Consider the following 20,476-nt stretch of genomic DNA (forward strand, 5'->3'; position numbering starts at 1 on the left):
CGGAACCGGCTTTGCCGGGCCGCTGGGTGCGCCCCCTTGAGGGGGAGGCGCGAAGCGCTTCGGGGGCGTGTGTTCATGACTGACCCATCTGCAAGGTCTTGAGCAGCAGGCTCTTGGCCGTGCTCATCACCTCAATGTTGTTTTGGTACGAGCGCGACGCCGAGATCATGTTGACCATCTCTTCCACCGGGTTCACGTTGGAGTAGGTCACGTAGCCCTCGGCATCGGCCTGCGGGTGCGCGGGGTTGTGCACGCGCCGGCCCGGGGTCTGGTCTTCGGTGATGGTGCTGACCTTGACGCCGGCGTTGGTGGTGTCGTTGCCGGCGCCCATCAACTGCGTCTGGAACACCACCTGGCGCGCCTTGTAGGCGGTGCCGTCCGGCCCGGCCACGGTGTCGGCGTTGGCCAGGTTGCTGGCCACGGCGTTCAGGCGCTGGCTTTGCGCGCTGACCGCGCTGCCGGAGACGTTGAAGATCTGGAACATGGACATCGTTCAGCCCTTCATCAACCTTGGGTGTGCGACTTCATCGCGTCCAGCGCCGTGCGCACGGAGCCGTTGATGAAGCGCAGCGTGGCTTCGTACTTCACCGCGTTGTCGGCGAAGCTGGCGCGCTCACGGTCCATGTCCACCCCGTTGTTGTCCAGGCTGGTTTGCGACTGCAAGGCGTACTTCAACGTCGTCTCGCTGCGCATGGCGGGCGGCGCGATGTGGGCGCCCTTGGTGGTGACCAGCGCGCTGGCCTGGCCGGTTTCCGATGTGGCGTCGCGCAGGGCGCGGGCGAAATCCATCTCGCGGGCTTGGTAGCCCGGCGTGTCGGCGTTGGCGATGTTGCTGGCGAGCAGGCGCTGGCGTTCCGAACGCAGCGTCAGTGCCTGCGTCTGGAAATTCAACGTGTCGGTGAGTCGGTTCAACATCTGGGCCTCGGGCGAGGAGCGGGCCGGTGTGGCCCTTGGCGCAAATTGTCTGAACCGGGTCCGAAAACATGAGCGGGATTAACGGGGGCAAAGCCTCGCATTTCTGACCTAGGGCGGCCCGGTCCGATCCCTAGAGTGGCGCCATGCGACCCGTGACCCTGCCCCTGCTGACGCTGCTGTGCCTGCTGGCCGCGCTGCCCGTGCGCGCGCAGGCCCCGCTGGACCCGGCGCTGCTGGAGCGGGTGCGCACCCTGGCCGAAACCGCCGCCCGGGCCGCCGCGCCGGCAGACACGCGGGTGACGGTGGAGGTGGGCGCGCTGGATGCCCGGCTCAAGCTCGCGGCCTGCGCCCAGGTGCAGCCCTACCTGCCGCCCGGTGTGGCCGCCTGGGGACGCAGCCGCATCGGCCTGCGCTGCCTGGACGGCGCGGTGAAGTGGAACGTGACCGTGCCGGTGCGGGTGGCGGTGTACGGCCGCGCCGTCGTGGCCTCGCAGCCGCTGCCCACCGGGACAACCCTCTCTCAAGAACACCTGGCCTGGGCCGACATCGACATAGCTGCCGAACCCGGCGCCGTGTTCACCAACGCACAGGCCCTGCTGGGCCGTTCGCTGGCCCGGCCGGTAGCGGCGGCCGAGGCGCTGCGCGCGCCGTCGCTGAAGGTGCGCCAGTGGTTTGCGGCGGGTGAAACCGTGCAGGTGCGCGCCGTGGGCCCGGGTTTTGCGGTCGCCGCGGAGGCCCAGGCCCTGACGGCCGGGCTGGAAGGGCAGGACGTGCGGGTTCGGTTCGAAAGCGGCCGTGTGGCCAGCGGGCGCGCCGTGGCCGAGCGCCGGGTGGAGCTGGCGCTGTGAGCAAATCGCCACGAATCCCCGGAACAGGGGCTGAATTCCGGCCACTTGCCCCTCAAGTGCCCCCCGCAAATGCCGATACAGGAGGAAACTCCCTCACATCGCCCCTGGCAGGGTCTGCCCCCGCACCCTGGAGAAGTTCATGAAGATCGGTAACAGCCCAGACGGAAGCGCCGCACCGGCCAAGGCCGAGGCACGCCCTGCGGCGCGCAAGCCCGAAGCCAGCGGCGCCAACGACATCGTCCGCACGGCCACCAGCGCCAAGCCTGAGCCCAGCGCCCAGGTAGCGATCTCGGCCACGGCTCAGATGGCCGCCAGCGCCGCGGGGGCCGACGACGGCAGCTTCGACACCGCCAAGGTCCAGCGCATCTCCCAGGCCATCAGTGAGGGCAAGTTCACGGTCAACGCCCGGGCCATCGCAGACAAACTCGTGGCGAATGCGCAAGAATTGCTCGACGCGCGCGCCAACAAGCACTGAACACCATGACCGCCCTTGCTTCGTCCCCGACGCTGAGCCCGGAACTCGAGCAGCCCCTGCTGGCGGTGGAGTCCACCCTGAACCTGCTGGGTGACGCGCTGGCCCGCCGGGACCCGGCCGCCATCGAACAACATTCGGCCGAGTTGCACCAGCACCTCGCCCAGGCCGTGCAGCGCTTCAGCGAAGCCGCACGCGCCGGCGGCGTGCCGGCCGCCCTGCGCAACCGCCTCGTGCGTGCCGGGGGCCTGCTGGCCGCCCAGCGCGAAACCCTGGCGCGCGGCAACGCGTCGCTGGACCGGGCGCTGGACGTGCTCATCCCCAGCGAGCCCACCGGCCTGTACGGTGCGGGTGGCAAGGCCGAGCGCCGCAGCCTGGGCAGCAACAGCTTCCAGGCCTGAGGCCCACCCATCAACGAAAAAGCCACCTTCGGGTGGCTTTTCGCTTTTTGGGTCCGGCACTTGAGCGTTCCGTTGTGCGCGCTGAGACTGAGTGAATCCAGGCGCTGGGTTTCAGCGCGTGGCCGCCTGCCTCACGCGGTCCAGGTAGGCGTGGCCGTCGGGCGGCATGCCGCTGCGTTGCGAGGCCCAGATCATCTCGCCCAGGGCCTCCATGGCCACATGGTGGGCTTCGTGGCGGGAGTTGCGCTTGGCCGAGAGCAGGTCCACCGCCTGCCGGATGCCTGAGGGCTGGTCGATGGCGTGCTGCTCGGTGATGGTGAGGTGCATCGACAGGTGCAGGAAGGGGTTGGTGCGCCCTTCCTCCACGGTGTAGACCTTCTCCAGCGCGGCCGCCTCGTCGGCCAGGTCGTCGTGGTACTCCGGATGCTCGGCGATCCAGTCGGCGGCAATCGCCTCCATCGGAATCAGCGGCGCGCCCTCGCGCCATTTGCGGTAGGTGGCGCAAAAGAAGCGCCGGACTTCGAGTTGGGACGGGGCGAACATGGTGCGATTGTCGCCACTCCCGCAGCCGCCGGCCCGCCCCGCGCCGGGCGTCTCAGTCGGCCGCCCGCCGGCAGCGGCGCCGAGCCACACCCAGCCCCAGCAGGCCCATGCCCAGCAGCGCCCAACTGGCGGGCTCGGGCACGGGGGCTGCCGCAAAGTCGTACCCGCTGGCGCCGGTGGTGTTGAGCCCGGCCACGGACGGCAGCAGCTGGTACCCCGCCGAATGGCCGAAGTCGGCCCAGGCGGTGCGCCCGAGCCGGGCCGCGTCGCTGACCGACGCCCCCACGGCCAGCATGCCGCTGATCGAGACTGTTCGGCCGACAAAGGTGTCCAGCCGCAAGCTGAACAGCCCCGGGGTGTCACGGCTGGCGTCCCACCTTTTGCTGACTTCGGCAAAGCTTTTCATGTCGCGCAGTCGCACCTCGGCCAGACCGTAGGCCGACAAGAAGCCCCCGCTTTCAAAACTGGGGTTGGACAGTGCACCCGTGATGCTGAAGTTGACCGTGTAGCTGACCGGCGTGCCGGGGGCGAGTCCGGCGCCGGTGACGGCAATGCTGTCGTAGAAGCGGCCTTGCACCGTGGCGTCTGAATAGCCCTGCACGACGCGGTGCCCCAAGGCGTCGCAGCAGTACGGAAAGCTCGCGTCCACGGCCGCGCGAAGCAAACCCATGCGGCCCTCAAAGTGGGCATGGGCGTTCCCGCCGCCCAACGCGGCGCTGCCGTCCAGCGACTGAAGCTGCGCACTGCGTGGGTCGTCAAGCAGGTTCAGGTCGGGGGCATGAACCACCGCGCCCGACACGGGATAGAACACGGTCGTGTTCACCTGCAGGTTGGCGTTGAGTTGGCTTTGCACGGCGGCGGCCGGCAGGCTCAGGGCCAGCAGCACGCTGGCGCCGAGGGCGCTCAACAGGGTGCGCGCCGCCTTCATGCCGGCCTCCGCAGGCGCAGCGTCACCAGCAGCGCGCCGGCCATCCACAGGCTCACCGTTCCAGGCTCCGGCACGGCGCTCACCTCCACGCGCAGCCCGGTCGGGCTTTGCGTGCTCAGCGTGTCAAAGGCCAGCACGTTGTCGCCGGCTTTGAAGCCGCTGGCGATGCTGAAGCTGTGCCAGCTGTCGGCCTGGGCCACCGGCACGCCCGGCACCTGCACGCCATTGAGCCAGATGCGCAGGCCGCCATCGTCTGCGGCCCAGCGGCCCTGCAGACGGACTTGCGTCTCGAAGCCCGCCTGCACCTGGAAGTGTGTCTCGTAGCGCAGGGCGTCGGTCACGCCGGCTCGGTCGACGAAGCCGGTGCCGATGACCGGGTTGATCCAGCTGCTCAGTGCCGTGTCGGGCACCCATGCTGCGGTGTCGATGGGTGAGCCGTCGCCCAGGCGCGAGGCGTAGGCGGTCGAGAACACGGCGTTGCCGACGATGGCGTAGTGCGGGTCGACCGCGTAGCCGCTCAACGGTGCGCCGGCGGCGTTGACGCCGGTGTTGAACAGCCCGGTGACATGCCAGGTCTGGGCCGCCGCCGGCACGGCGAGGGCGAGGGTGGCACTGAGCAGCAGTGCGTGACGCAGGAACATGGATCTCTCCCGAGGCAGAACGCCAACAGCGGCGCTACCTGCACACACGCAAGCCAGCGCCGGATCCGGCCACCCGCCTTGACGCCGATTCAGGGGACGGGCGCGCAGCCTGGCAGGCCGGCCTCGGACGCCAGCGCGTTGGCCGCTGGGGCGTCGACCCGGCAGCGACGGGCCACCAGCGCGGTGAGGGCCCGCCGAACAAACGGCGCCCGCAGGCCAACGCTGCCGCGCAGCAGCTGCAAGGCCTGGGCTTCGTCGGCCGTGGCCGAGGGGGCGCCGAGGCTGGCCCGGTGCAGCAGTTGGCGGGCGTGGTCGCTGGCAATGTAGGGTTGCGCGCGCGGCACCTGCACCAGGGCCTGATCGACGGCAGCCAGCGCCTCGGGCGTTCGCCCGGTTGTGGCCAGCAGTTCGCTCAGTGCCAGCCAGGTGGCGGCATGGCCGCTGTCGTCGGGGGCGTCGGCCGCGTAGCGCACGAGGGCTTGGCGCAGCAGGGCTTCCCGCTCCTCGGCGGGGGCGCCTTCCCGCTCGCGCAGTTCGTGGCGGGCCAGCAGCCATTCAGCACGCATCAGCCCGCGGTCGGGCAGGGCCGTGTTCAGTTCGTCCAGCAAACGCCGCGCGGCGCCGGGGTCGTGGCCGGCCAACGTGGGCCACACCAGCGCCATGCCGGCCAATTGCGTGCGCTCGTTGCGCAGGCCGTGCCGGGCCTTGAGGGCCTCGTAGCGCCGCTCGCCGAGTTCGCGGCTGCGGCGGGCGTCGCCCAGGTAGTCGTGCAGCGTGGCGGTGATGCGCAGCAGCGCGTCGGCGGTGTCGGGGTCCTCCGGCAGCGCGGCCTCGATGCGCGCGGCACGCTCGGTCAGCAGGCGATGCAAGGCAGCAGCCGGGTCGGCCGCGTCCGGTGCGCGGCGGTCCAGCGTCTTGAACAGATCGAGCAGGTAGTGGTTGGCCACCTCTGCGCGGTGCGCCTCGCGCCGTGCGTTGTCGGCCTGCCACAGCGCCGCGGCCAGGCCTGCGCACAGCGCCACCACGCCCAGCACCGGCCAGCGGTGCCGGCGCAGCCCGCAAAGCAGTTGGTAGGTGCGGGCGCCGGCCATGGCGGCCACGGGCCGGTGGTCCAGCAGGCGATGGATGTCATCGGCCAGTGCCTGGACGTTGGCGTAGCGCGCAGCGGGCAACTCGGCCTGAGCGCGGGCGATGACGGCCGCGAGTGCGCGGCTGCGCTGGGCTTCGGGGACCACAGCCGCCAGCACGCCGCCCAGACCGTACACGTCGGTCGCCACGGTCAGCGTCTCCCCGCGCTGTTGCTCGGGGGCTGCCAGGCCGGGCGTGAAGGCCCGCGGGCCCGTGCCGTGCAACAAGCGGGCAATGCCGAAGTCCAGCAGCTTCACGCGCCCATCGGGCCCGACGAGGATGTTGGCGGGCTTGAGGTCGGCGTGCAGCACCAGCCGCGCATGGGCGTAGCGCACCGCATCGAGCACTTGCAGGAAGGTGACCAGCCGCTGGCGCACCGGCTGATCGGCCAAGGCCCGGTGGATGGGCTGCCCGTTGATCCACTCCAACGCCAGCCAGGCCTGGCCCTGGTCTTCACCCGCGTCGTACAGGCGGGCGATGTGGGGGTGCTCCATGCCCAGCAGCAGGGCGTGTTCGTCTCGCAGGCGTTCGCCCAAGCGAGGGTCCGGGCGGGGCAGCTTCAAGGCCACATGCCGGCCAGCCATGGGACCGGTGACCTGGGCGGCGCCCCACACCTCGGCCATGCCGCCACCGCCCAGCCGCTCGATCAGCCGGTACGGGCCGATGCGTTGGCCGGGCCGGGCCAGCGGGACCGGCGGCAGCTCGGACTGCAGTTCGTGCAGGGCCGACAGCGCGGGCAGTTCGGCCGTGCCGTCGTGTGCTTGCAGCATGGTGCGCAGGGGCTCGACGAGATCGGGGCTTTGCTCGCGCAGCCACCGCTCGCGTTCCGTGGTGGGCAGCTCCAGCGCGGCGTCGAAGGCCGCAGACACGCGAGGCCACAGGGCGGGGTCAATCCGCGCGGTCATCCAGCTGCACCAGCAAGAACGCGCGTGCCTTGGCCCAAAGGCGTCGCAGCGTGCGCTCGCTCAGGGCGAGTGCGTTCGCTGCTTCGGCCTCGGTGTACCCCCCGAAGAAGCGCAGCTCCACCACTTGCGCCAATTGCGGCTCCAGCGCGGCCAGGGCGTCCAGCGCGGCATCCAGGGCCAGCAGCCGCGTGTCGTCGGCCTCGGGCATGGCCGCGTCGACGGCCGCCGTGTCCCAGCCCAGCGCCTGCCACCCGCCACCGCGCGCCTGGGCCTGGCGGCGGCGCAGGTGGTCGATGACGATGTGCCGCATGGTCCGAGACACCAGGGCGTAGAAGTGATGGCGATCGGCCAGGGGCGCGTGCGGGGCCTGGGCCAGGCGCAAGAAGCCCTCATGCAACAGCTCTTCAGTGGCCAGACTGGGCGCGCCCGGGCCCCGCAGCCGGGCATGGGCGATGCGCCGCAGCTCGGGGTACACGTGGGGCCACACGGCTTCGGCCGCCGCCGCGTCGCCTTCGCGCGCGGCCTGCAGCAGCGCGGTCAGCGCGGTCACGCCGTCAGCCTTTCTTGCAGTGCCGTCAGCGCATGCAGCGCGCCGCTGGCGAGGCCCACGCCGAAGGCGGGCGCCACGTCCGACTCGCGCAGGTTGATGCGCACGATGCGGCCGCCGTGGGCCGCCACCACCAGCTGGCTGAAGTGCCGCACCGATGGCACGGCCGTGCCGGCGCCGATTTCCAGGACGACGGCGCGGTCCACGCGGCCGAGCCAGTCGGACAGGCGCCAGGCCTGGGCTTGGTAGCGGTCGCCCGCCCAATCGGCGTCGCCAAACATCAGCACGTTGGGCCGCGCCAGGCTGCCGCAGCCAGGGCAGGTGGGCAGGTCTCCGAGCCAGCGGCATTCGGTGTCGTCGATGTCGGGCGTCAGGCCGTCGGCCGGCCAGGGCGCTTGGCCGCAGCTGCGCAGGCATTGCAGCCAGTGCAGCGAGCCGTGGCATTCGTGCAGCGGCGTGTCGCTGAAGCCCGCGCGCTGGAACTGGCCGTCCACGTTGCTGGTGAACACCGCGAGGCCGCGCGGCGTGCGTGCGCCCCACTGTTGCAGCAGGCCAAAGCCGGCGTGCGGCACGGTGCGGCGGTACAGCGCCAGGCGATGGCCGTAAAAGCCCCAGGCCAGGCGCGGGTCGCGCTCGAAGGTGCGCGGTGACGCCGCGCTCATGAAGTCCAGCCCCGCCCGGCCCAGCGCGGGGTAGGCGCGCCAGAAGCCCTCGTTGCCGCGAAAGTCCGGCAGGCCGGAGTCCACCCCCATGCCCGCCCCGGCGGCCACGATCAGTGCGTCGGCTTGGGCGATCAGTGCGGCGGCGTGGTCGAGGGCAGCGTTGTTCATGGCGGCGTGCTGCCTTCCCAGCCGCGCCGTTGCGCGCGGCGGTGGGCTTCGTCGGCCTCACGCTCCGCGGCCATTTGTTGCTCGAACTGCTGCCGGCCGAGCTTGGCGGCGGCGATCAGCGCACCTTCGTCGCCCTGCAGCGGCACCATGCGGTTCAACACCTCGAGGTTGTGTTGGCGAAAGCGCATAGCCTGGCGGCGTGCGGCGTGGGGCTCCATGCCGGTGAGCTCCAGCACGCTGCGCGCGCTCATCAGTGCGGAGTCGAAGGTTTCGCGCTCGATGCGGCGCACGCCGGCTTCAAACAGCTGGTAGTAGTGCTGCACGTTGCGCGCGCGGGCCACGACGGTGAGTTGCGGGAAGTGCTCGCGCGCCAGCTCGGCGATCTCCACGCTTTGCGCGATGTCGTCGATGGCGATGACGAGCACGCGGGCGGTCTGGGCGCCGGCGGTCTTGAGCATGTCCAGCCGGGTCGCGTCGCCGTAGTACACCGTCCAGTCGAAGCGGCGCAGGCTCTCGATGGCCTCGGAGTCGTGGTCCAGCACCGTGGCTTCCAGGCCGTTGGCGCGCAGCATGCGGGCCACGACCTGACCGTAGCGGCCGCTGCCGGCAATGATGATGGGCGAGGGCGGCGGGGGCACTTCGTCGCGCTTTTTCTTTTGCCCAAGGCGGGCGAGCTTTTGCGACATCAGCCGGTCGCCGCCGGTCAGCAAGAGCGGCGTCAGCGCCAGCGACAGCGCCACGGCCGCCACCAGGGCCGAGTTCTGGGCAGCGGTGATCATGCCCTCGCCCTGGGCCAGCTGGAACACCACGAAGCCGAATTCGCCCCCTTGTGCCAGCAGGATGACGAAGGCCGGGCGCTCCACCAGCGGGATCTTCATCGCCTTGGCCATGCCCACCAGCACGGCAATCTTGCACACCAGCAGCGCGGCCACCAGCAGCGCCACGAACCCCGGCTGCGCGGCCACGGCTTTCAGGTCCAGCCCCATGCCCACCGCGATGAAGAACAGGCCCAGCAGCAGGCCCTTGAAGGGCTCCAGGTCGGTTTCCAACTCGCGGCGGTACTCGCTCTCGGCCAGCAGCACGCCGGCCAGGAAGGCCCCCAGCGCCATCGACAAGCCCACCAGCTGCATCAGCGCCGCCGTGCCCAGCACCAGCAGCAGGGCGGCGGCGGTGAAGATCTCGGGCGTCTTGCTGTGAGCGATCCAGCGCAGGGCGGGGCGCAGCAGCAGGCGGCCGCCGAACACGATGGTGACGATCGCACCCACCGCCTTGGCCGCCGCCAGCCAGGTCTTGCCGTCGGCGTCATCATGCGCGCCGCTGAGGGCCAGCACCGGCACCAGGGCCAGCACCGGAATGGCGGCGATGTCTTGCAGCAGCGCGACCGACAGGATGCTTTCGCCCGCCGTCGTGCGCCCCAGGTTGCGCTCCGCCAGCACGGCCAGCGCCACGGCGGTAGACGACATCGCCAGCCCCAGGCTCACCACCACCGCCAGCCGCCACGGATAGCCCAACGCGATGCCCAGGGCCGTCAGCACCGCGGCGCAGCCCAGCAACTGCACGCTGCCCCAGCCAAGGATGGGCCGGCGCATGGCCCACAGCCGCTTGGGCTCCAGCTCCAGGCCTACGAGGAAGAGCATCAGCACCACGCCCAGTTCGGCCACCTCGGGAATCGCGTCCGACTCGGGCACCAGGCCCAGCACGGCCGGGCCGATCAACAGTCCGGCGACGAGGTAGCCCAGGATGGAGCCCAGGCGCAGGTAGCGTGCCAGCGGCACCGCCAGCACCGCGGCGGCCAGGAAGACGAGCGGCAGTTGCAGCCAGCTGCTGTGGCTCATGGCTGCCCCCCGCCCAGGGCCGTGAACAGCGCGGGTCGTTCGTCCAGCGCCACGGCGTCTTCATCGCCCACGGGGGGCTCGCCCAGGCGTTCACACCAGTCCGGGAAGTGGGTCAGGCGTTGCACGAACAGCGCGGCGTGCGCCTGCACCTCGGCCGCGGAGGCCCGGTGGGCGGCGTGCAGGATCTGCGGCGGCAGCCAGGTCATGCCGCAGGTGCGGGCAGACTGCTGGTACGGCAGCAGGAAGTCGCCGATGGGGTGGTGGTTGTGGCCGCCGGGTGCGTAGGCCTCGGCGCCGCCGCCGGTGGAGGCCACGAGCCAAAAGTCTTTGCCGTGCAGCGCTGTGCCGCCCGGCCCGTAGGCCCAGCCCAGGCGCGGCACTTCGTCCCACCACAGCTTTTGCAGCGCGGGCATGCTGTACCAGTAGATGGGGTGCAGCATCACGACGAGCCGGGCTGCAGCGAGCGCGCGCTGCTCGGCGTCGACGTGGACATGAAAGTCGGGGTAGAGGCGGTACAGGTCGCGCACCTCCACGCGCGCCGCAGCGGGCGACGCGCGCAGCGTGTCGAGCACGGTGCGGGTCACGTGGGAGCGGGCGAGGTCGGGGTGGGCGACGAGGACAAGGATGTCGCGGGCGTGGCTGTCGGGCATGGCGACCTAGATTAACGTGGCCCACCTCCCGTTCTCTACCGGCACATCCCCATCATGCGCATCTTCGAGACCCTGGCCGACTTGCAAGCCCTCATCGGCCAATCCCTGGGCCACAGCGACTGGATCACGGTCGACCAGGCCCGCGTGAACGCGTTTGCCGAGGCGACCGAAGACCGGCAGTGGATCCACATCGACCCCGAGCGCGCCAAAGCCGGCCCCTTCGGCGGGCCGATTGCGCACGGCTTTCTCACGCTGTCGCTCATCCCGTATTTCTTCGAGACCGGGTTTGCGGTGCGCGAGACACAGATGGTCGTCAACTACGGTCTCAACAAGGTGCGCTTCACCGCCCCGGTGCCGGTGGGCAGCCGGCTGCGCGCGGCGTTCAAGCTGTTGGCGGTGGACGATGTGGCGGGCGGCGCCAAGCAACTGACCGTGGAAGTGGCGGTGGAAGCCGAAGGCGTGCCGAAACCGGTATGCGTGGCAGAAAGCCTCGCACGGCACTATCGTTCAACCTGAAGTTGAGAATGGGCAGCGGTTGGCCCGCTAGCATCGTCGGTTTTCAATTTCTGACCCCGCCATGGCCTCCAGCCTGCTAGTTCTGCTCGACGACATCACCACCGTTTTGGACGACGTGGCGACCATGACCAAGGTCGCCGCGAAGAAGACGGCGGGCGTGCTGGGCGACGACCTGGCGCTGAACGCGCAGCAGGTGAGCGGCGTGAATGCCGACCGCGAACTGCCCGTCGTCTGGGCCGTTGCCGTGGGCTCCTTGCTGAACAAGGCCATCCTCGTGCCGGGGGCGCTGGCCATTTCCGCCTTCGCGCCCTGGGCCATCACGCCGCTGCTGATGCTGGGCGGCGCCTACCTGTGCTTCGAGGGCTTCGAGAAGCTGGCGCATAAGTTCCTGCACAGCACCGAGGAGGACGAGGCCCACCACGCCGCGCATGTGAAGGCGCTGGGCGACGAGAAGGTGGACATGGCGGCCTACGAAAAGGACAAGGTCAAGGGCGCCATCCGCACCGACTTCATCCTGTCCGCCGAGATCATCGTCATCGCGCTCGGCACGGTGGCCACGGCCTCGCTGCAGCAGCAGCTGGCCGTGCTGGTGGCGGTGTCCTTCGCCATGACGGTGGGTGTCTACGGCTTCGTCGCCGGCATCGTGAAGATGGACGACGTGGGGCTGTGGCTGTCGCGCAAGCCGGCTGCGGGCGCCCGGTCGGTCGGCCGTTTCCTGCTGGCGGCAGCGCCGCGGCTGATGAAGCTGCTGACCGTGCTGGGCACGGCGGCGATGTTCCTCGTGGGCGGCGGCATCCTGGTGCACGGCATCGCGCCGCTGCATCACGCCATCGCGCATCTGGCGGAAGGCCAGGGCTGGCTCGTTGGCGCGGTGCTGGAGAACGGCGCGAACGCGCTGGTGGGCGTCGTTGCCGGTGCCCTGGTGCTGGCCGCGTTGGTGGCCGTGCAGAAGCTGCGCGGGCGGTAGGCGACGGATGAAGATCAGGGGCGCTGTTCAGGTGGCTCAGAGCGTGCTGCTCAGAGCGTTGATCTTCATCGGCCTGTTTGTTGTGCAGTTTTTGGCTTTGCTTTTCAGCGGCGCCATCGGTCCGTTTAGCTCACCAATCGGGTCCCTGCATGCCGCAACCGTGCTGGCTGGCCTCGCGTGGGTGTTTTTGCCCATTCTGTATGCCCGTCGAACGGGCGGTGCCGTCGTTGTGCTGGGCTGGTGCGTGGCAGCCTTGTTTCACATCAGCAGCGTGCACCGTGGCTATCGGACGGAACCGGCGCAAATGATGGCACTGGCTTGGCTGCTTGCGACTTTGGCTATCGTCGCGGTGCTGTTCTTTGATCCGCCTGCCTACCTCAGAAAGTCGGAGGACGTCGGTAGGTCTGAGTAGCTAGGTCCTATCAAGTCGGGGTGTAGGCCAGCCTGACGTAGATCGGCGCGAACGCCTCGGCCTGCGTGATCTCCAGCAGCCGCTCCTTGGCCAGCTCCAGCATCGCGATGAAGGTGACCACGAGCACGGCCTGGCCTCGGCTGACGTCGAACAGGCGCTCGAACTCCACGAAGCGCTGGCCCTGAAGCCGGCGCAGCACGATGCTCATGTGCTCGCGCACCGAGAGCTGCTCGCGGCTGATCTTGTGGTGCTGGTTGAGCTTGGCGCGTTTCAGGATGTCCAGCCAGGCGTCGCGCAGGTCGTTGGCGTTGACGTCCGGGAACACGGGCGTGAGCGACTGTTCGATGTGGATCTGGGCCCGCAGGAAGTCGCGGCCCAACACGGGCAGGCGGTCCAGCCGCGCGGCGGCCAGCTTCATCTGCTCGTACTCCAGCAGCCGGCGCACGAGTTCGGCGCGCGGGTCTTCCACTTCCTTGCCGTCCTCGCTTTTCTTGGGCGGCAGCAGCATGCGCGACTTGATCTCGATGAGCATCGCCGCCATCAACAGGTACTCGCTCGCCAACTCCAGGTTGTGCTTGCGGATCTGGTCGACATAGCTCAGGTACTGGCGCGTCACGTCCGCCAGCGGGATGTCGAGGATGTTGAAGTTCTGCTTGCGGATCAGGTACAGCAGCAGGTCCAGCGGGCCCTGGAAGGCTTCCAGGAAGACCTCCAGCGCATCCGGCGGGATGTAGAGGTCCAGTGGCATCTGGAACAGGGGCTCGCCGTACAGGCGAGCGACCGCCACGGTATCGACCGCTTCCGGCAGATCCGACGAAATTTCAGCCGTTTCTTCCGGGGTGACGGAGGCCATGGGCGGGTCGTTTCAGTGGCCGAGCGCGCTGGAGGGGCGTGCGGCGCTCAGCAGCGGGCCGAGCCCTGTGGAGGGCGCGCTGGGGGCGCGCCGGGAAAGGCTCAAGCCTTGGTCTGGTAGACGTAGGGCTGTTGCGGCACGCGGGCTGCGTCGAAACCGGCCTGGGCGGCGCGGTCTTGTTCCTTGTCCCACAGCAGGGCACGGCCGGCGCGCTGCTCGGCTTCCAGCGTCGGGCGCTGGGCCTTGAGCTGTTCGATGAACTGCGTGACTTCGGACTTGTAGGGCTTCCAGAACAGCGGCATGGCGGGTCTCTCGATCGAATTACGGGATTTTATCGGCCCCGCAGCCCCCGCAAGTCGTCCAGCGCGGGCACGGCGCCCAGAAAGGCCAGCCCGCCGGCCAGGGGCAGCGTGGCAGCGTAGCCCACCGCCTTGAACGACCAGGCGCCGACCACCCCGCCCACCGCGAAGGCCAGCAACAAACCGGCCAGCAGGCGAACCTTGGCCGCATTCAGCGGTTCGGTCGCGCCACCCAGGCTGCACAGACCGCGACCGAACTCGATGCCCAGGTCGGTGACGATGCCCGTCACGTGCGTGGTGCGGATCTCGGAACGGGACACCTTGGTGATCAGCGCGTTCTGCAGCCCCATGGTGAAGCACAGCACCGACACCGTGGCCGGCACGAAGAGGGCGTGCAGGCCGGCCAGCCACGCCCCCATCAGGCCGAACACCACCAGGCTGGCCGCTTCCACCAGCAAGGGCAAGGCAAAGATGCTGTGCGCACGTCGCTGCCGGCCCAGGTGCACCAGCACTGCGGTGGTGGCGGCGCCGGTCATGAAGAACAGCAAGGCCCCGCAGGCGGTGATCAGCGCCTGGTGCTCCCCGAGCACCAGCCCATCAGCGGCAGCCGACACCATGCCCGTCATGTGCGAGGTGTATTGCCGCACGGCCAGGAAGCCGCCCGCATTGGTGGCACCCGCCACAAAGGCCAGCCACCAGCCCAGGTGTGCGTTGCCGTCAGCCGTGCGTTCCACCGACAGCAGGCGGCGTGCGTAGTCGGTGGGCATGGGCGCGGCGGACGTGTCGGCGGCGCCGCTGGGTCAGCGAACCCGCATGCCGGGCTGAGCGCCCGTGTGCGGCTCCAGCACGAAGATGCCGGGGTGGGCCTTTTCGTCCGCGTGGCTGGCGGCCAGCACCATGCCCTCGCTGACGCCGAATTTCATCTTGCGCGGCGCGAGGTTGGCCACCAGCACGGTCAGCTTGCCTTCGAGGTCTTCGGGCTTGTAGGCGGCGCGGATGCCGCTGAACACATTGCGCGTGCGGCCCTCGCCGGCGTCCAGCGTCAGGCGCAGCAGCTTGTCGGAGCCCTCCACCAATTCGGCCTTCACGATCTTGGCGATGCGCAGGTCCACCTTGGCAAAGTCATCGATCTTGATTTCCGGCGCGATGTCTTCACCGCCCGGCACCACCTTGGGCGCGGGCGGCGCTTCGAACAGCTGCTCGACCTTGGCGGTGTCCACGCGCTGCATCAGGTGCTGGTAGGCGCCGATCTGGTGGGCGCCCAGCGCGCGGGCGCTGTCGCTCCACTGCAGCGGCTCGACCTTCAGGAAGGCTTCCACCTGCGCGGCCAGGGCCGGCAGCACCGGCTTGAGGTAGATCGTCAGCAGGCGGAAGGCCTCGATGCAGACGCTGCAGACGTCGTGCAGCGCGGCGTCCATGCCGGGTTGCTTGGCCAGCTCCCACGGCTTGTGCGTGTCCACGAATTCGTTGACCTTGTCGGCCAGCGCCATGATCTCGCGCAGCGCCTTGCCAAACTCGCGGGTTTCGTACAACTCGGCGATGGCGCCGCTCTGGGCGCGCAGCGCGTCCAGCAGCGCGCGGCCTTCCACGCCCAGGTCGGCACTCAGGCGCCCGTCAAAGCGCTTGGTCAGGAAGCCGGCCGCGCGCGAGGCGATGTTGATGAACTTGCCCACCAGGTCGCTGTTCACGCGCGCCGCGAAGTCTTCGGGGTTGAAGTCGATGTCTTCGACGCGGGCGTTGAGCTTGGCGGCGATGTAGTAACGCAGCCACTCGGCGTTCAGGCCCAGGCTCAGGTACTTGAGCGGGTCCAGACCCGTGCCGCGGCTCTTGCTCATCTTCTCGCCGCCGTTGACGGTCATGAAGCCGTGCACGAACACGTGGTTGGGCGTCTTGCGGCCGCTGAAATGCAGCATGGCGGGCCAGAACAGCGTGTGGAAGTACGTGATGTCCTTGCCGATGAAGTGCACCTGCTCGGTGGCCGGGTCGTTCACGAAGGCATCGAAGTCACGGCCGATCTTGCCGAAGTAGTTCTTCAGCGAGGCGAGGTAGCCGATGGGCGCGTCCAGCCACACGTAGAAGTACTTGCCCGGCGCGTCCGGAATTTCGATGCCGAAGTAGGGCGCGTCGCGGCTGATGTCCCAGTCGCTCAGGCGGTTGTTGCCGTCTTCATCGGGCTCGAACCACTCGCGGATCTTGTTCAGCACCTCGGGCTGCAGGCGGCCGGTGTCTTGCGTCCACTGCGTGAGGAACTCGACGCAGCGCGGATCGCTCAACTTGAAGAAGTAGTGCTCGCTGGTTTTGAGCACCGGCGTGGCGCCCGACAGCACCGAGTACGGGTTCTTCAGCTCGGTGGGGGCGTAGACGGCGCCGCAGACTTCGCACGAGTCGCCGTACTGGTCCTTCGCGCCGCACTTGGGGCATTCGCCCTTGATGAAGCGGTCGGGCAGGAACATCGACTTGGCAGGGTCGAAGAACTGCTCGATGGTCTTGGTGGTGATCAGCTCGTTCTGGCGCAGCGCGATGTAGATGGCCTTGGAGAGCTCGTGGTTCTCCGCGCCGTCGGTGCTGTGCCAGTTGTCGAAGCTGATGTGAAAGCCGTCCAGGTACTGCTTGCGGCCGGCTGCGATGCCGGCAACGAACTCCTGAGGCGTCTTTCCGGCCTTTTCGGCCGCGATCATGATCGGCGCGCCGTGGGCGTCGTCCGCGCAGACGAAGTGCACCTGCGAGCCCGCCATGCGCTGGTAGCGAACCCAGATGTCGGCCTGGGTGTACTCCATGATGTGGCCGATGTGGAAACCGGCGTTGGCATAGGGCAGGGCAGTGGTGACGAAAAGCTGGCGAGACATGGACGCGGTCAGGGCTGAGGCCGATCGGGAAAACCGGCGATTTTAGGTTTGCGGTTCGCTGCCGCTGGCAGCCGCGCCTTCGGCGGGCTCGGGCGCGTCGGTCTCGCCGGGGGTGTCATCGCCGCTGGGCTTGCCGCTCAGCTTGCGCTGGCGCTTCTCTTCGGCCTTGCGCTTCTTGGCCAGCTCACGCTGGCGCTTCTCATAGCTGTAATTCGGTGTGGCCACCTGCATCTCCGGGCTGCCCCGCACGTGCGGGTGAGCCCAATGTAACCCGCGCCCTCCAAATCACCCGGCGCCACTTGGCGCGCAAACCTCCACAAGCTCTCAAGGATCGCGGCTAAGTCACTGATCCGTAATACTTCCGCAAGCTATCCACTGTGTCTGTGGATAACTTTGTGGAGAACCCCCGGTCGGCGCCGCCAAACCCTTGTCTGATGGGCCTTCCCTTAGGTTGCTGAATTTTGAGGCACATTCGGCGCCTCTATACAAATCAACAACTTAGCGAGCGTGCGCCGGCGGCGACGGGGTTTTCACGCGATTGGGCTCAGCCCGGTTGACGGTGTCGGTTTTTGGGGATAAGTCAAGCCCGCATGGCAGGAAATCACGGCCGCTTTCGGCCGCTGAGGCCAGTTTTGTCCCCGTCTTCTGTGGACAACTCTGTGGGTGGGCTGACGACAGCCGCGCTAAGTGCTTGATCGGCCGTCACTGGCGCTGGCGTGCTCGTTTTTGAGGCGCCGGCGCTGGGGCGAGCCCCAAGAGGCGCGCGGAGGGCGGCGGCTAAACTCGCGGCCTTTTGAAGAGGCGGCAGCGGCGGACATGGCGGATGTGACGAAGGACAACGGCGGACGCAAGGGCGCTGCACGTGCCGGCACTTTCGAGTTGAAGTCGCGCCGCTTGAGCCTGCTGGGCCTGGTGGTGCACAACGCCGACCTCGATGCTTTTGCCGCCGATTGGGCAGCACGCGCCGGTGCGGGTGGTTTCGAGCACGAGCCGGTGGTGATCGACCTCACCCAGGCCGAGCGCCCCGCAGCGGCTGCGGGCGATGCCGGCCAGGCCGCGTTGGCCCTCGATGCCCCGGCTTCGGTGGATTTGCGCGGCTTGGTGGTGCTCTTGCGCGACAGCCAACTGCAGCCGGTGGCCGTGGCCGGCGCCACGCCGGAGGAACTGGCCGTGGCGCACGAGCTGGGTCTGGCGGATGCATCCGACGAGCCTGCCCCGGCAGTGGCTGCGCCCGTGGCGGCTGCGCCCACCGAGGTGGTGCGCGAGGTGGTACGGGAAGTCATCGTGGAGAAGCTGGTGGAGCGGCCCGCCGCCCCCGCGCCGACGATGGTGGTGGACAAGCCGCTGCGCTCCGGCCAGCGCGTGTACGCCAAGGGCGGCGACCTGGTGGTGTTGGCGCTGGTGAACCATGGCGCCGAAGTCATTGCCGACGGCAGCGTGCATGTGTACGCGCCGCTGCGCGGCAAGGCGATCGCCGGCGCGCGGGGCGACACCTCGGCCCGCATCTACGCCCACAGCCTGGAAGCCGAGCTGATTTCGATTGCCGGCATCTACCGCACCACGGAAAACCCGCTGCCGCCCGACGTGGCCGGCAAGCCGGCTCAGGTGCTGCTCGACGGCGAGAAGCTGTTGATGCAGCCGCTGACCTTCTGAACCCTTTGATCTGAACGAACAGGAAAGCCCCAGATGACCAAGATCGTCGTCGTCACATCCGGCAAGGGCGGGGTCGGCAAGACCACCACCAGCGCAAGCTTTGCCACCGGCCTCGCGATGCGCGGCTTCAAGACCTGCGTGATCGACTTCGACGTCGGCCTGCGCAACCTCGACCTGATCATGGGCGTGGAGCGCCGCGTCGTGTATGACCTCATCAACGTGGTCAACGAAGAGATCAAGCTGACCCAGGCGCTCATCAAGGACAAGCAGCTGGAGAAGCTCTACATCCTGGCCGCCTCTCAAACCCGCGACAAGGATGCGCTGAAGCAAGAGGGCGTGGAGCGCGTGCTGAATGAGCTCAAGGAGATGGAGTTCGACTACATCGTCTGCGACTCGCCGGCCGGCATTGAGACCGGCGCGTTGATGGCCATGCACTACGCCGACGAGGCGCTGGTGGTGACCAACCCCGAGGTCTCCTCGGTGCGCGACAGCGACCGCATCCTGGGCATGTTGTCCAGCAAGACCAAGCGCGCCATTGAGGGCCTGGAGCCGGTGAAGGAGCACCTGCTCATCACCCGCTACAACCCCAACCGCGTGGAAGGCGGCCAGATGCTGAGCCTGGACGACATCCACGAGATCCTGCGCACCCCGCTGATCGGCGTCATCCCCGAGAGCGAGAGCGTGCTGCAGGCCTCCAACCAGGGCACGCCGGCCATCCACCTGCAAGGCACGGATGTGGCCGAGGCCTACAAGGACGTGGTGGCCCGCTTCCTGGGTGAAGACAAGCCCATGCGCTTCACCGAGGCCGTGAAGCAGAGCTGGTTCAAGCGCGTCTTCGGCGGCAAGTGAAGGAGGCCTCCAGATGGGATTCCTGAACTTCTTCCTGGGTGAGAAAAAAAGCTCGGCCAGCGTGGCCAAGGAGCGCCTGCAACTCATCCTCGCGCACGAGCGTAACGGCCGCAGCGCCAGCCCCGACTACCTGCCGCAGCTGCAGCGGGAGCTGGTGGCGGTGATCAGCAAGTACGTGTCGATCAACCCCGACGACATCAAGGTGCACATGGAGCGCCAGGGCGACCTGGAAGTGCTCGAGGTGAAGATCGAGCTGCCCGAGGCCAAGTAAGCCTCTCGCCCAGCAGCGCCCGGCTGAACGCCGGCAAGTCTGGTCGGTCTTGCAGACCGCGCTGCGGCCATGCTGCAGCGCTTCGGCAGGCACATCGCGCCCACTGGGCGCCATATGTCCGGTCTCAGCCCCCCGAGGGGGCGGCGATGCGTGCGGCATGGAGCCGCCCGCCCATCGCGCAACGGGCCGGCTTGGGAGCGGCCCGGCGCTCGGCCCCAAAGACTCAGCGCGAGGCGCGGGCCTGCTCGCGCCGCATGAACAGGTACAGGCTCTCTACCTTCGCGCGCGCCCACGGCGTTTTGCGCAGGAACTTCAGGCTGGACGACACGCTGGGATCGATGCGAAAGCACTTGATCTCGATGCGTTCGCCCAGCTCGCGCCAGCCGAAATACTCGACCAACGCGGTGACGATGGCTTCCAGCGTCATGCCGTGCAGCGGGTCTTTGGACGGGTTGTTTTGCATGGGCTGCGCCCCGGGTGGTTTCGGTCGTCGGGCCCAGCGCCGGGCCGCTCCCAAGCCCACCCGTTGCGGGATGGGCGAGAGGCTCGTTCACTCATGCGTGAACTGGTCGGAGTTCTTGCCCTTGAACTGGGCGTAGTACTGCTTGATGGCCGCCATGTCGGCCTCCACGTCGCCCGTGGGCGTGAACAGTGGCCCCAGGCCCACGAGCTTGCGTGGGTAGTCCATGTGGGCCATCACGATGGGCAGCTTTGCCGTGACGGCAATCCAGTAAAAGCCCGTTTTCCAGTACTTCGTTTTGCTGCGCGTGCCCTCGGGCGGCACGATCAGTTGCACCGGGCCGTCGGCGGCTTGCAGCGCCGCGGCGGAGGCGGCCACCAGGTTGTTGGACTGGCTGCGGTCGACCGGAATGCCGCCCAGCCAGCGCATGACCCCGCCGAACGGGAACTTGAAGATGGACGATTTGCCCATCCAGTACGGCGTCAGGCGCAGCGCGAAGGACGCGAACAGCGTGTAGGGCAGGTCCCAGTTGCTGGTGTGCGGGGCGGCGATGAAGACGCTTTTGCGCGCTTCGGGCGGCAATTCGCCCTGCACGGTCCAGCCTGCCAGCTTGAGCCAGGCGAGCGAAAAGCCGCGCAGCAAGGTGCTGACGATGGGCGTCGTGAAGATGGTGCGGTGCATCCCGCGATTGTCCCGTGTTGTGCCAG

General features: G+C 68.7%; 26 protein-coding genes. 9 read left to right on the top strand and 17 right to left on the bottom strand.

The window, feature by feature from the left end; translation table 11 throughout:
• Positions 1 to 73: 73 nt before the first annotated feature.
• Both flgC and flgB read right to left on the bottom strand, forming a co-directional pair.
• Complete coding sequence (flgC, locus tag ACG01O_RS03245) at positions 74 to 490, bottom strand: flagellar basal body rod protein FlgC (protein ID WP_394381337.1); 417 nt, start codon at positions 488 to 490, stop codon at positions 74 to 76.
• A 14-nt stretch (positions 491 to 504) separates the two neighbouring features.
• Complete coding sequence (flgB, locus tag ACG01O_RS03250) at positions 505 to 915, bottom strand: flagellar basal body rod protein FlgB (RefSeq protein ID WP_394381339.1); 411 nt, start codon at positions 913 to 915, stop codon at positions 505 to 507.
• A 143-nt stretch (positions 916 to 1,058) separates the two neighbouring features.
• Here flgB and flgA point away from each other — a divergent pair, with 143 nt between their 5' ends.
• From flgA to ACG01O_RS03265, 3 genes are all read left to right on the top strand, one after another.
• On the top strand, positions 1,059 to 1,763 hold the full coding sequence (gene flgA, locus ACG01O_RS03255) for a flagellar basal body P-ring formation chaperone FlgA (protein ID WP_394381341.1): 705 nt from the start codon (positions 1,059 to 1,061) through the stop codon (positions 1,761 to 1,763).
• 139 nt (positions 1,764 to 1,902) lie between these two features.
• On the top strand, positions 1,903 to 2,238 hold the full coding sequence (gene flgM, locus ACG01O_RS03260; RefSeq protein ID WP_394381343.1) for a flagellar biosynthesis anti-sigma factor FlgM: 336 nt from the start codon (positions 1,903 to 1,905) through the stop codon (positions 2,236 to 2,238).
• A 5-nt stretch (positions 2,239 to 2,243) separates the two neighbouring features.
• A complete protein-coding gene (locus ACG01O_RS03265) occupies positions 2,244 to 2,636 on the top strand; it encodes a hypothetical protein (RefSeq protein ID WP_394381344.1) in 393 nt (130 codons plus the stop codon).
• A 111-nt stretch (positions 2,637 to 2,747) separates the two neighbouring features.
• On the opposite strand, the gene ACG01O_RS03270 is transcribed toward ACG01O_RS03265, so the two are convergent.
• The 8 genes from ACG01O_RS03270 to kefF all read right to left on the bottom strand — a co-directional run bounded on the left by ACG01O_RS03270 (position 2,748) and on the right by kefF (position 10,643).
• On the bottom strand, positions 2,748 to 3,179 hold the full coding sequence (locus tag ACG01O_RS03270) for a DUF1841 family protein (protein WP_394381346.1): 432 nt from the start codon (positions 3,177 to 3,179) through the stop codon (positions 2,748 to 2,750).
• A 52-nt stretch (positions 3,180 to 3,231) separates the two neighbouring features.
• Positions 3,232 to 4,107: a PEP-CTERM sorting domain-containing protein gene (locus ACG01O_RS03275; RefSeq protein ID WP_394381347.1), complete on the bottom strand. Its 876-nt coding sequence runs from the start codon at positions 4,105 to 4,107 to the stop codon at positions 3,232 to 3,234.
• Positions 4,104 to 4,748, bottom strand: a complete 645-nt coding sequence (locus ACG01O_RS03280) for a hypothetical protein (protein ID WP_394381349.1) — start codon at positions 4,746 to 4,748, stop codon at positions 4,104 to 4,106. The genes ACG01O_RS03275 and ACG01O_RS03280 overlap by 4 nt, the downstream gene beginning before the upstream one ends.
• Positions 4,749 to 4,837: 89 nt before the next feature.
• Positions 4,838 to 6,781, bottom strand: coding sequence for a protein kinase domain-containing protein (locus ACG01O_RS03285; protein WP_394381350.1), 1,944 nt, complete (start codon positions 6,779 to 6,781; stop codon positions 4,838 to 4,840).
• Positions 6,765 to 7,331, bottom strand: a complete 567-nt coding sequence (locus tag ACG01O_RS03290) for an ECF-type sigma factor (RefSeq protein ID WP_394381352.1) — start codon at positions 7,329 to 7,331, stop codon at positions 6,765 to 6,767. Before ACG01O_RS03290 ends, ACG01O_RS03285 begins: the two co-directional genes overlap by 17 nt.
• Positions 7,328 to 8,158, bottom strand: coding sequence for an SIR2 family NAD-dependent protein deacylase (locus ACG01O_RS03295; protein WP_394381354.1), 831 nt, complete (start codon positions 8,156 to 8,158; stop codon positions 7,328 to 7,330). Before ACG01O_RS03295 ends, ACG01O_RS03290 begins: the two co-directional genes overlap by 4 nt.
• A complete protein-coding gene (gene kefC / locus ACG01O_RS03300; protein WP_394381356.1) occupies positions 8,155 to 9,993 on the bottom strand; it encodes a glutathione-regulated potassium-efflux system protein KefC in 1,839 nt (612 codons plus the stop codon). Before kefC ends, ACG01O_RS03295 begins: the two co-directional genes overlap by 4 nt.
• Entirely contained in the window at positions 9,990 to 10,643 is a 654-nt protein-coding gene (gene kefF / locus ACG01O_RS03305; RefSeq protein WP_394381357.1) for a glutathione-regulated potassium-efflux system oxidoreductase KefF, read from the bottom strand. The genes kefC and kefF overlap by 4 nt, the downstream gene beginning before the upstream one ends.
• Before the next feature lie 54 nt (positions 10,644 to 10,697).
• Here kefF and ACG01O_RS03310 point away from each other — a divergent pair, with 54 nt between their 5' ends.
• The 3 genes from ACG01O_RS03310 to ACG01O_RS03320 all read left to right on the top strand — a co-directional run bounded on the left by ACG01O_RS03310 (position 10,698) and on the right by ACG01O_RS03320 (position 12,538).
• The gene (locus tag ACG01O_RS03310; protein ID WP_394381359.1) at positions 10,698 to 11,159 is read left to right on the top strand and encodes a MaoC family dehydratase; all 462 of its coding nucleotides are present in this window, start codon (positions 10,698 to 10,700) and stop codon (positions 11,157 to 11,159) included.
• Positions 11,160 to 11,220: 61 nt separating this feature from the next.
• Entirely contained in the window at positions 11,221 to 12,126 is a 906-nt protein-coding gene (locus ACG01O_RS03315) for a DUF808 domain-containing protein (protein WP_394381361.1), read from the top strand.
• 7 nt (positions 12,127 to 12,133) lie between these two features.
• On the top strand, positions 12,134 to 12,538 hold the full coding sequence (locus tag ACG01O_RS03320) for a hypothetical protein (protein WP_394381363.1): 405 nt from the start codon (positions 12,134 to 12,136) through the stop codon (positions 12,536 to 12,538).
• 10 nt (positions 12,539 to 12,548) lie between these two features.
• Here ACG01O_RS03320 and ACG01O_RS03325 read toward each other — a convergent pair whose 3' ends face one another.
• From ACG01O_RS03325 to ACG01O_RS03345, 5 genes are all read right to left on the bottom strand, one after another.
• Positions 12,549 to 13,391, bottom strand: a complete 843-nt coding sequence (locus ACG01O_RS03325; RefSeq protein WP_394381365.1) for a segregation and condensation protein A — start codon at positions 13,389 to 13,391, stop codon at positions 12,549 to 12,551.
• Positions 13,392 to 13,492: 101 nt separating this feature from the next.
• Positions 13,493 to 13,693 (bottom strand): DUF3460 family protein, encoded by a 201-nt coding sequence (locus ACG01O_RS03330; protein ID WP_394381367.1) that lies wholly within the window; start codon positions 13,691 to 13,693, stop codon positions 13,493 to 13,495.
• A 29-nt stretch (positions 13,694 to 13,722) separates the two neighbouring features.
• On the bottom strand, positions 13,723 to 14,457 hold the full coding sequence (locus ACG01O_RS03335) for a YoaK family protein (RefSeq protein WP_394381368.1): 735 nt from the start codon (positions 14,455 to 14,457) through the stop codon (positions 13,723 to 13,725).
• 33 nt (positions 14,458 to 14,490) lie between these two features.
• Positions 14,491 to 16,536: a methionine--tRNA ligase gene (gene metG, locus ACG01O_RS03340; protein WP_394381370.1), complete on the bottom strand. Its 2,046-nt coding sequence runs from the start codon at positions 16,534 to 16,536 to the stop codon at positions 14,491 to 14,493.
• A 42-nt stretch (positions 16,537 to 16,578) separates the two neighbouring features.
• A complete protein-coding gene (locus ACG01O_RS03345) occupies positions 16,579 to 16,761 on the bottom strand; it encodes a hypothetical protein (protein WP_394381372.1) in 183 nt (60 codons plus the stop codon).
• 591 nt (positions 16,762 to 17,352) lie between these two features.
• Between ACG01O_RS03345 and minC the strand changes: the two genes are divergently transcribed.
• Genes minC through minE form a run of 3 tightly spaced genes read left to right on the top strand, consistent with a single transcriptional unit; the run spans position 17,353 to position 19,309 of the window.
• Positions 17,353 to 18,189, top strand: coding sequence for a septum site-determining protein MinC (minC, locus tag ACG01O_RS03350; RefSeq protein WP_394381373.1), 837 nt, complete (start codon positions 17,353 to 17,355; stop codon positions 18,187 to 18,189).
• A gap of 33 nt (positions 18,190 to 18,222) precedes the next feature.
• On the top strand, positions 18,223 to 19,038 hold the full coding sequence (gene minD, locus ACG01O_RS03355) for a septum site-determining protein MinD (protein WP_394381375.1): 816 nt from the start codon (positions 18,223 to 18,225) through the stop codon (positions 19,036 to 19,038).
• A 13-nt stretch (positions 19,039 to 19,051) separates the two neighbouring features.
• A complete protein-coding gene (minE, locus tag ACG01O_RS03360; protein ID WP_394381377.1) occupies positions 19,052 to 19,309 on the top strand; it encodes a cell division topological specificity factor MinE in 258 nt (85 codons plus the stop codon).
• Positions 19,310 to 19,532: 223 nt separating this feature from the next.
• On the opposite strand, the gene ACG01O_RS03365 is transcribed toward minE, so the two are convergent.
• Positions 19,533 to 19,772: a VF530 family protein gene (locus ACG01O_RS03365; protein WP_394381379.1), complete on the bottom strand. Its 240-nt coding sequence runs from the start codon at positions 19,770 to 19,772 to the stop codon at positions 19,533 to 19,535.
• Between the two features lie 87 nt (positions 19,773 to 19,859).
• Positions 19,860 to 20,450 (bottom strand): lysophospholipid acyltransferase family protein, encoded by a 591-nt coding sequence (locus tag ACG01O_RS03370; RefSeq protein WP_394381381.1) that lies wholly within the window; start codon positions 20,448 to 20,450, stop codon positions 19,860 to 19,862.
• Positions 20,451 to 20,476 lie beyond the last annotated feature (26 nt).

The sequence above is a fragment of the Pelomonas baiyunensis genome, assembly GCF_043555935.1.
Taxonomy (GTDB): Bacteria; Pseudomonadota; Gammaproteobacteria; order Burkholderiales; family Burkholderiaceae_C; genus Pelomonas; species Pelomonas baiyunensis.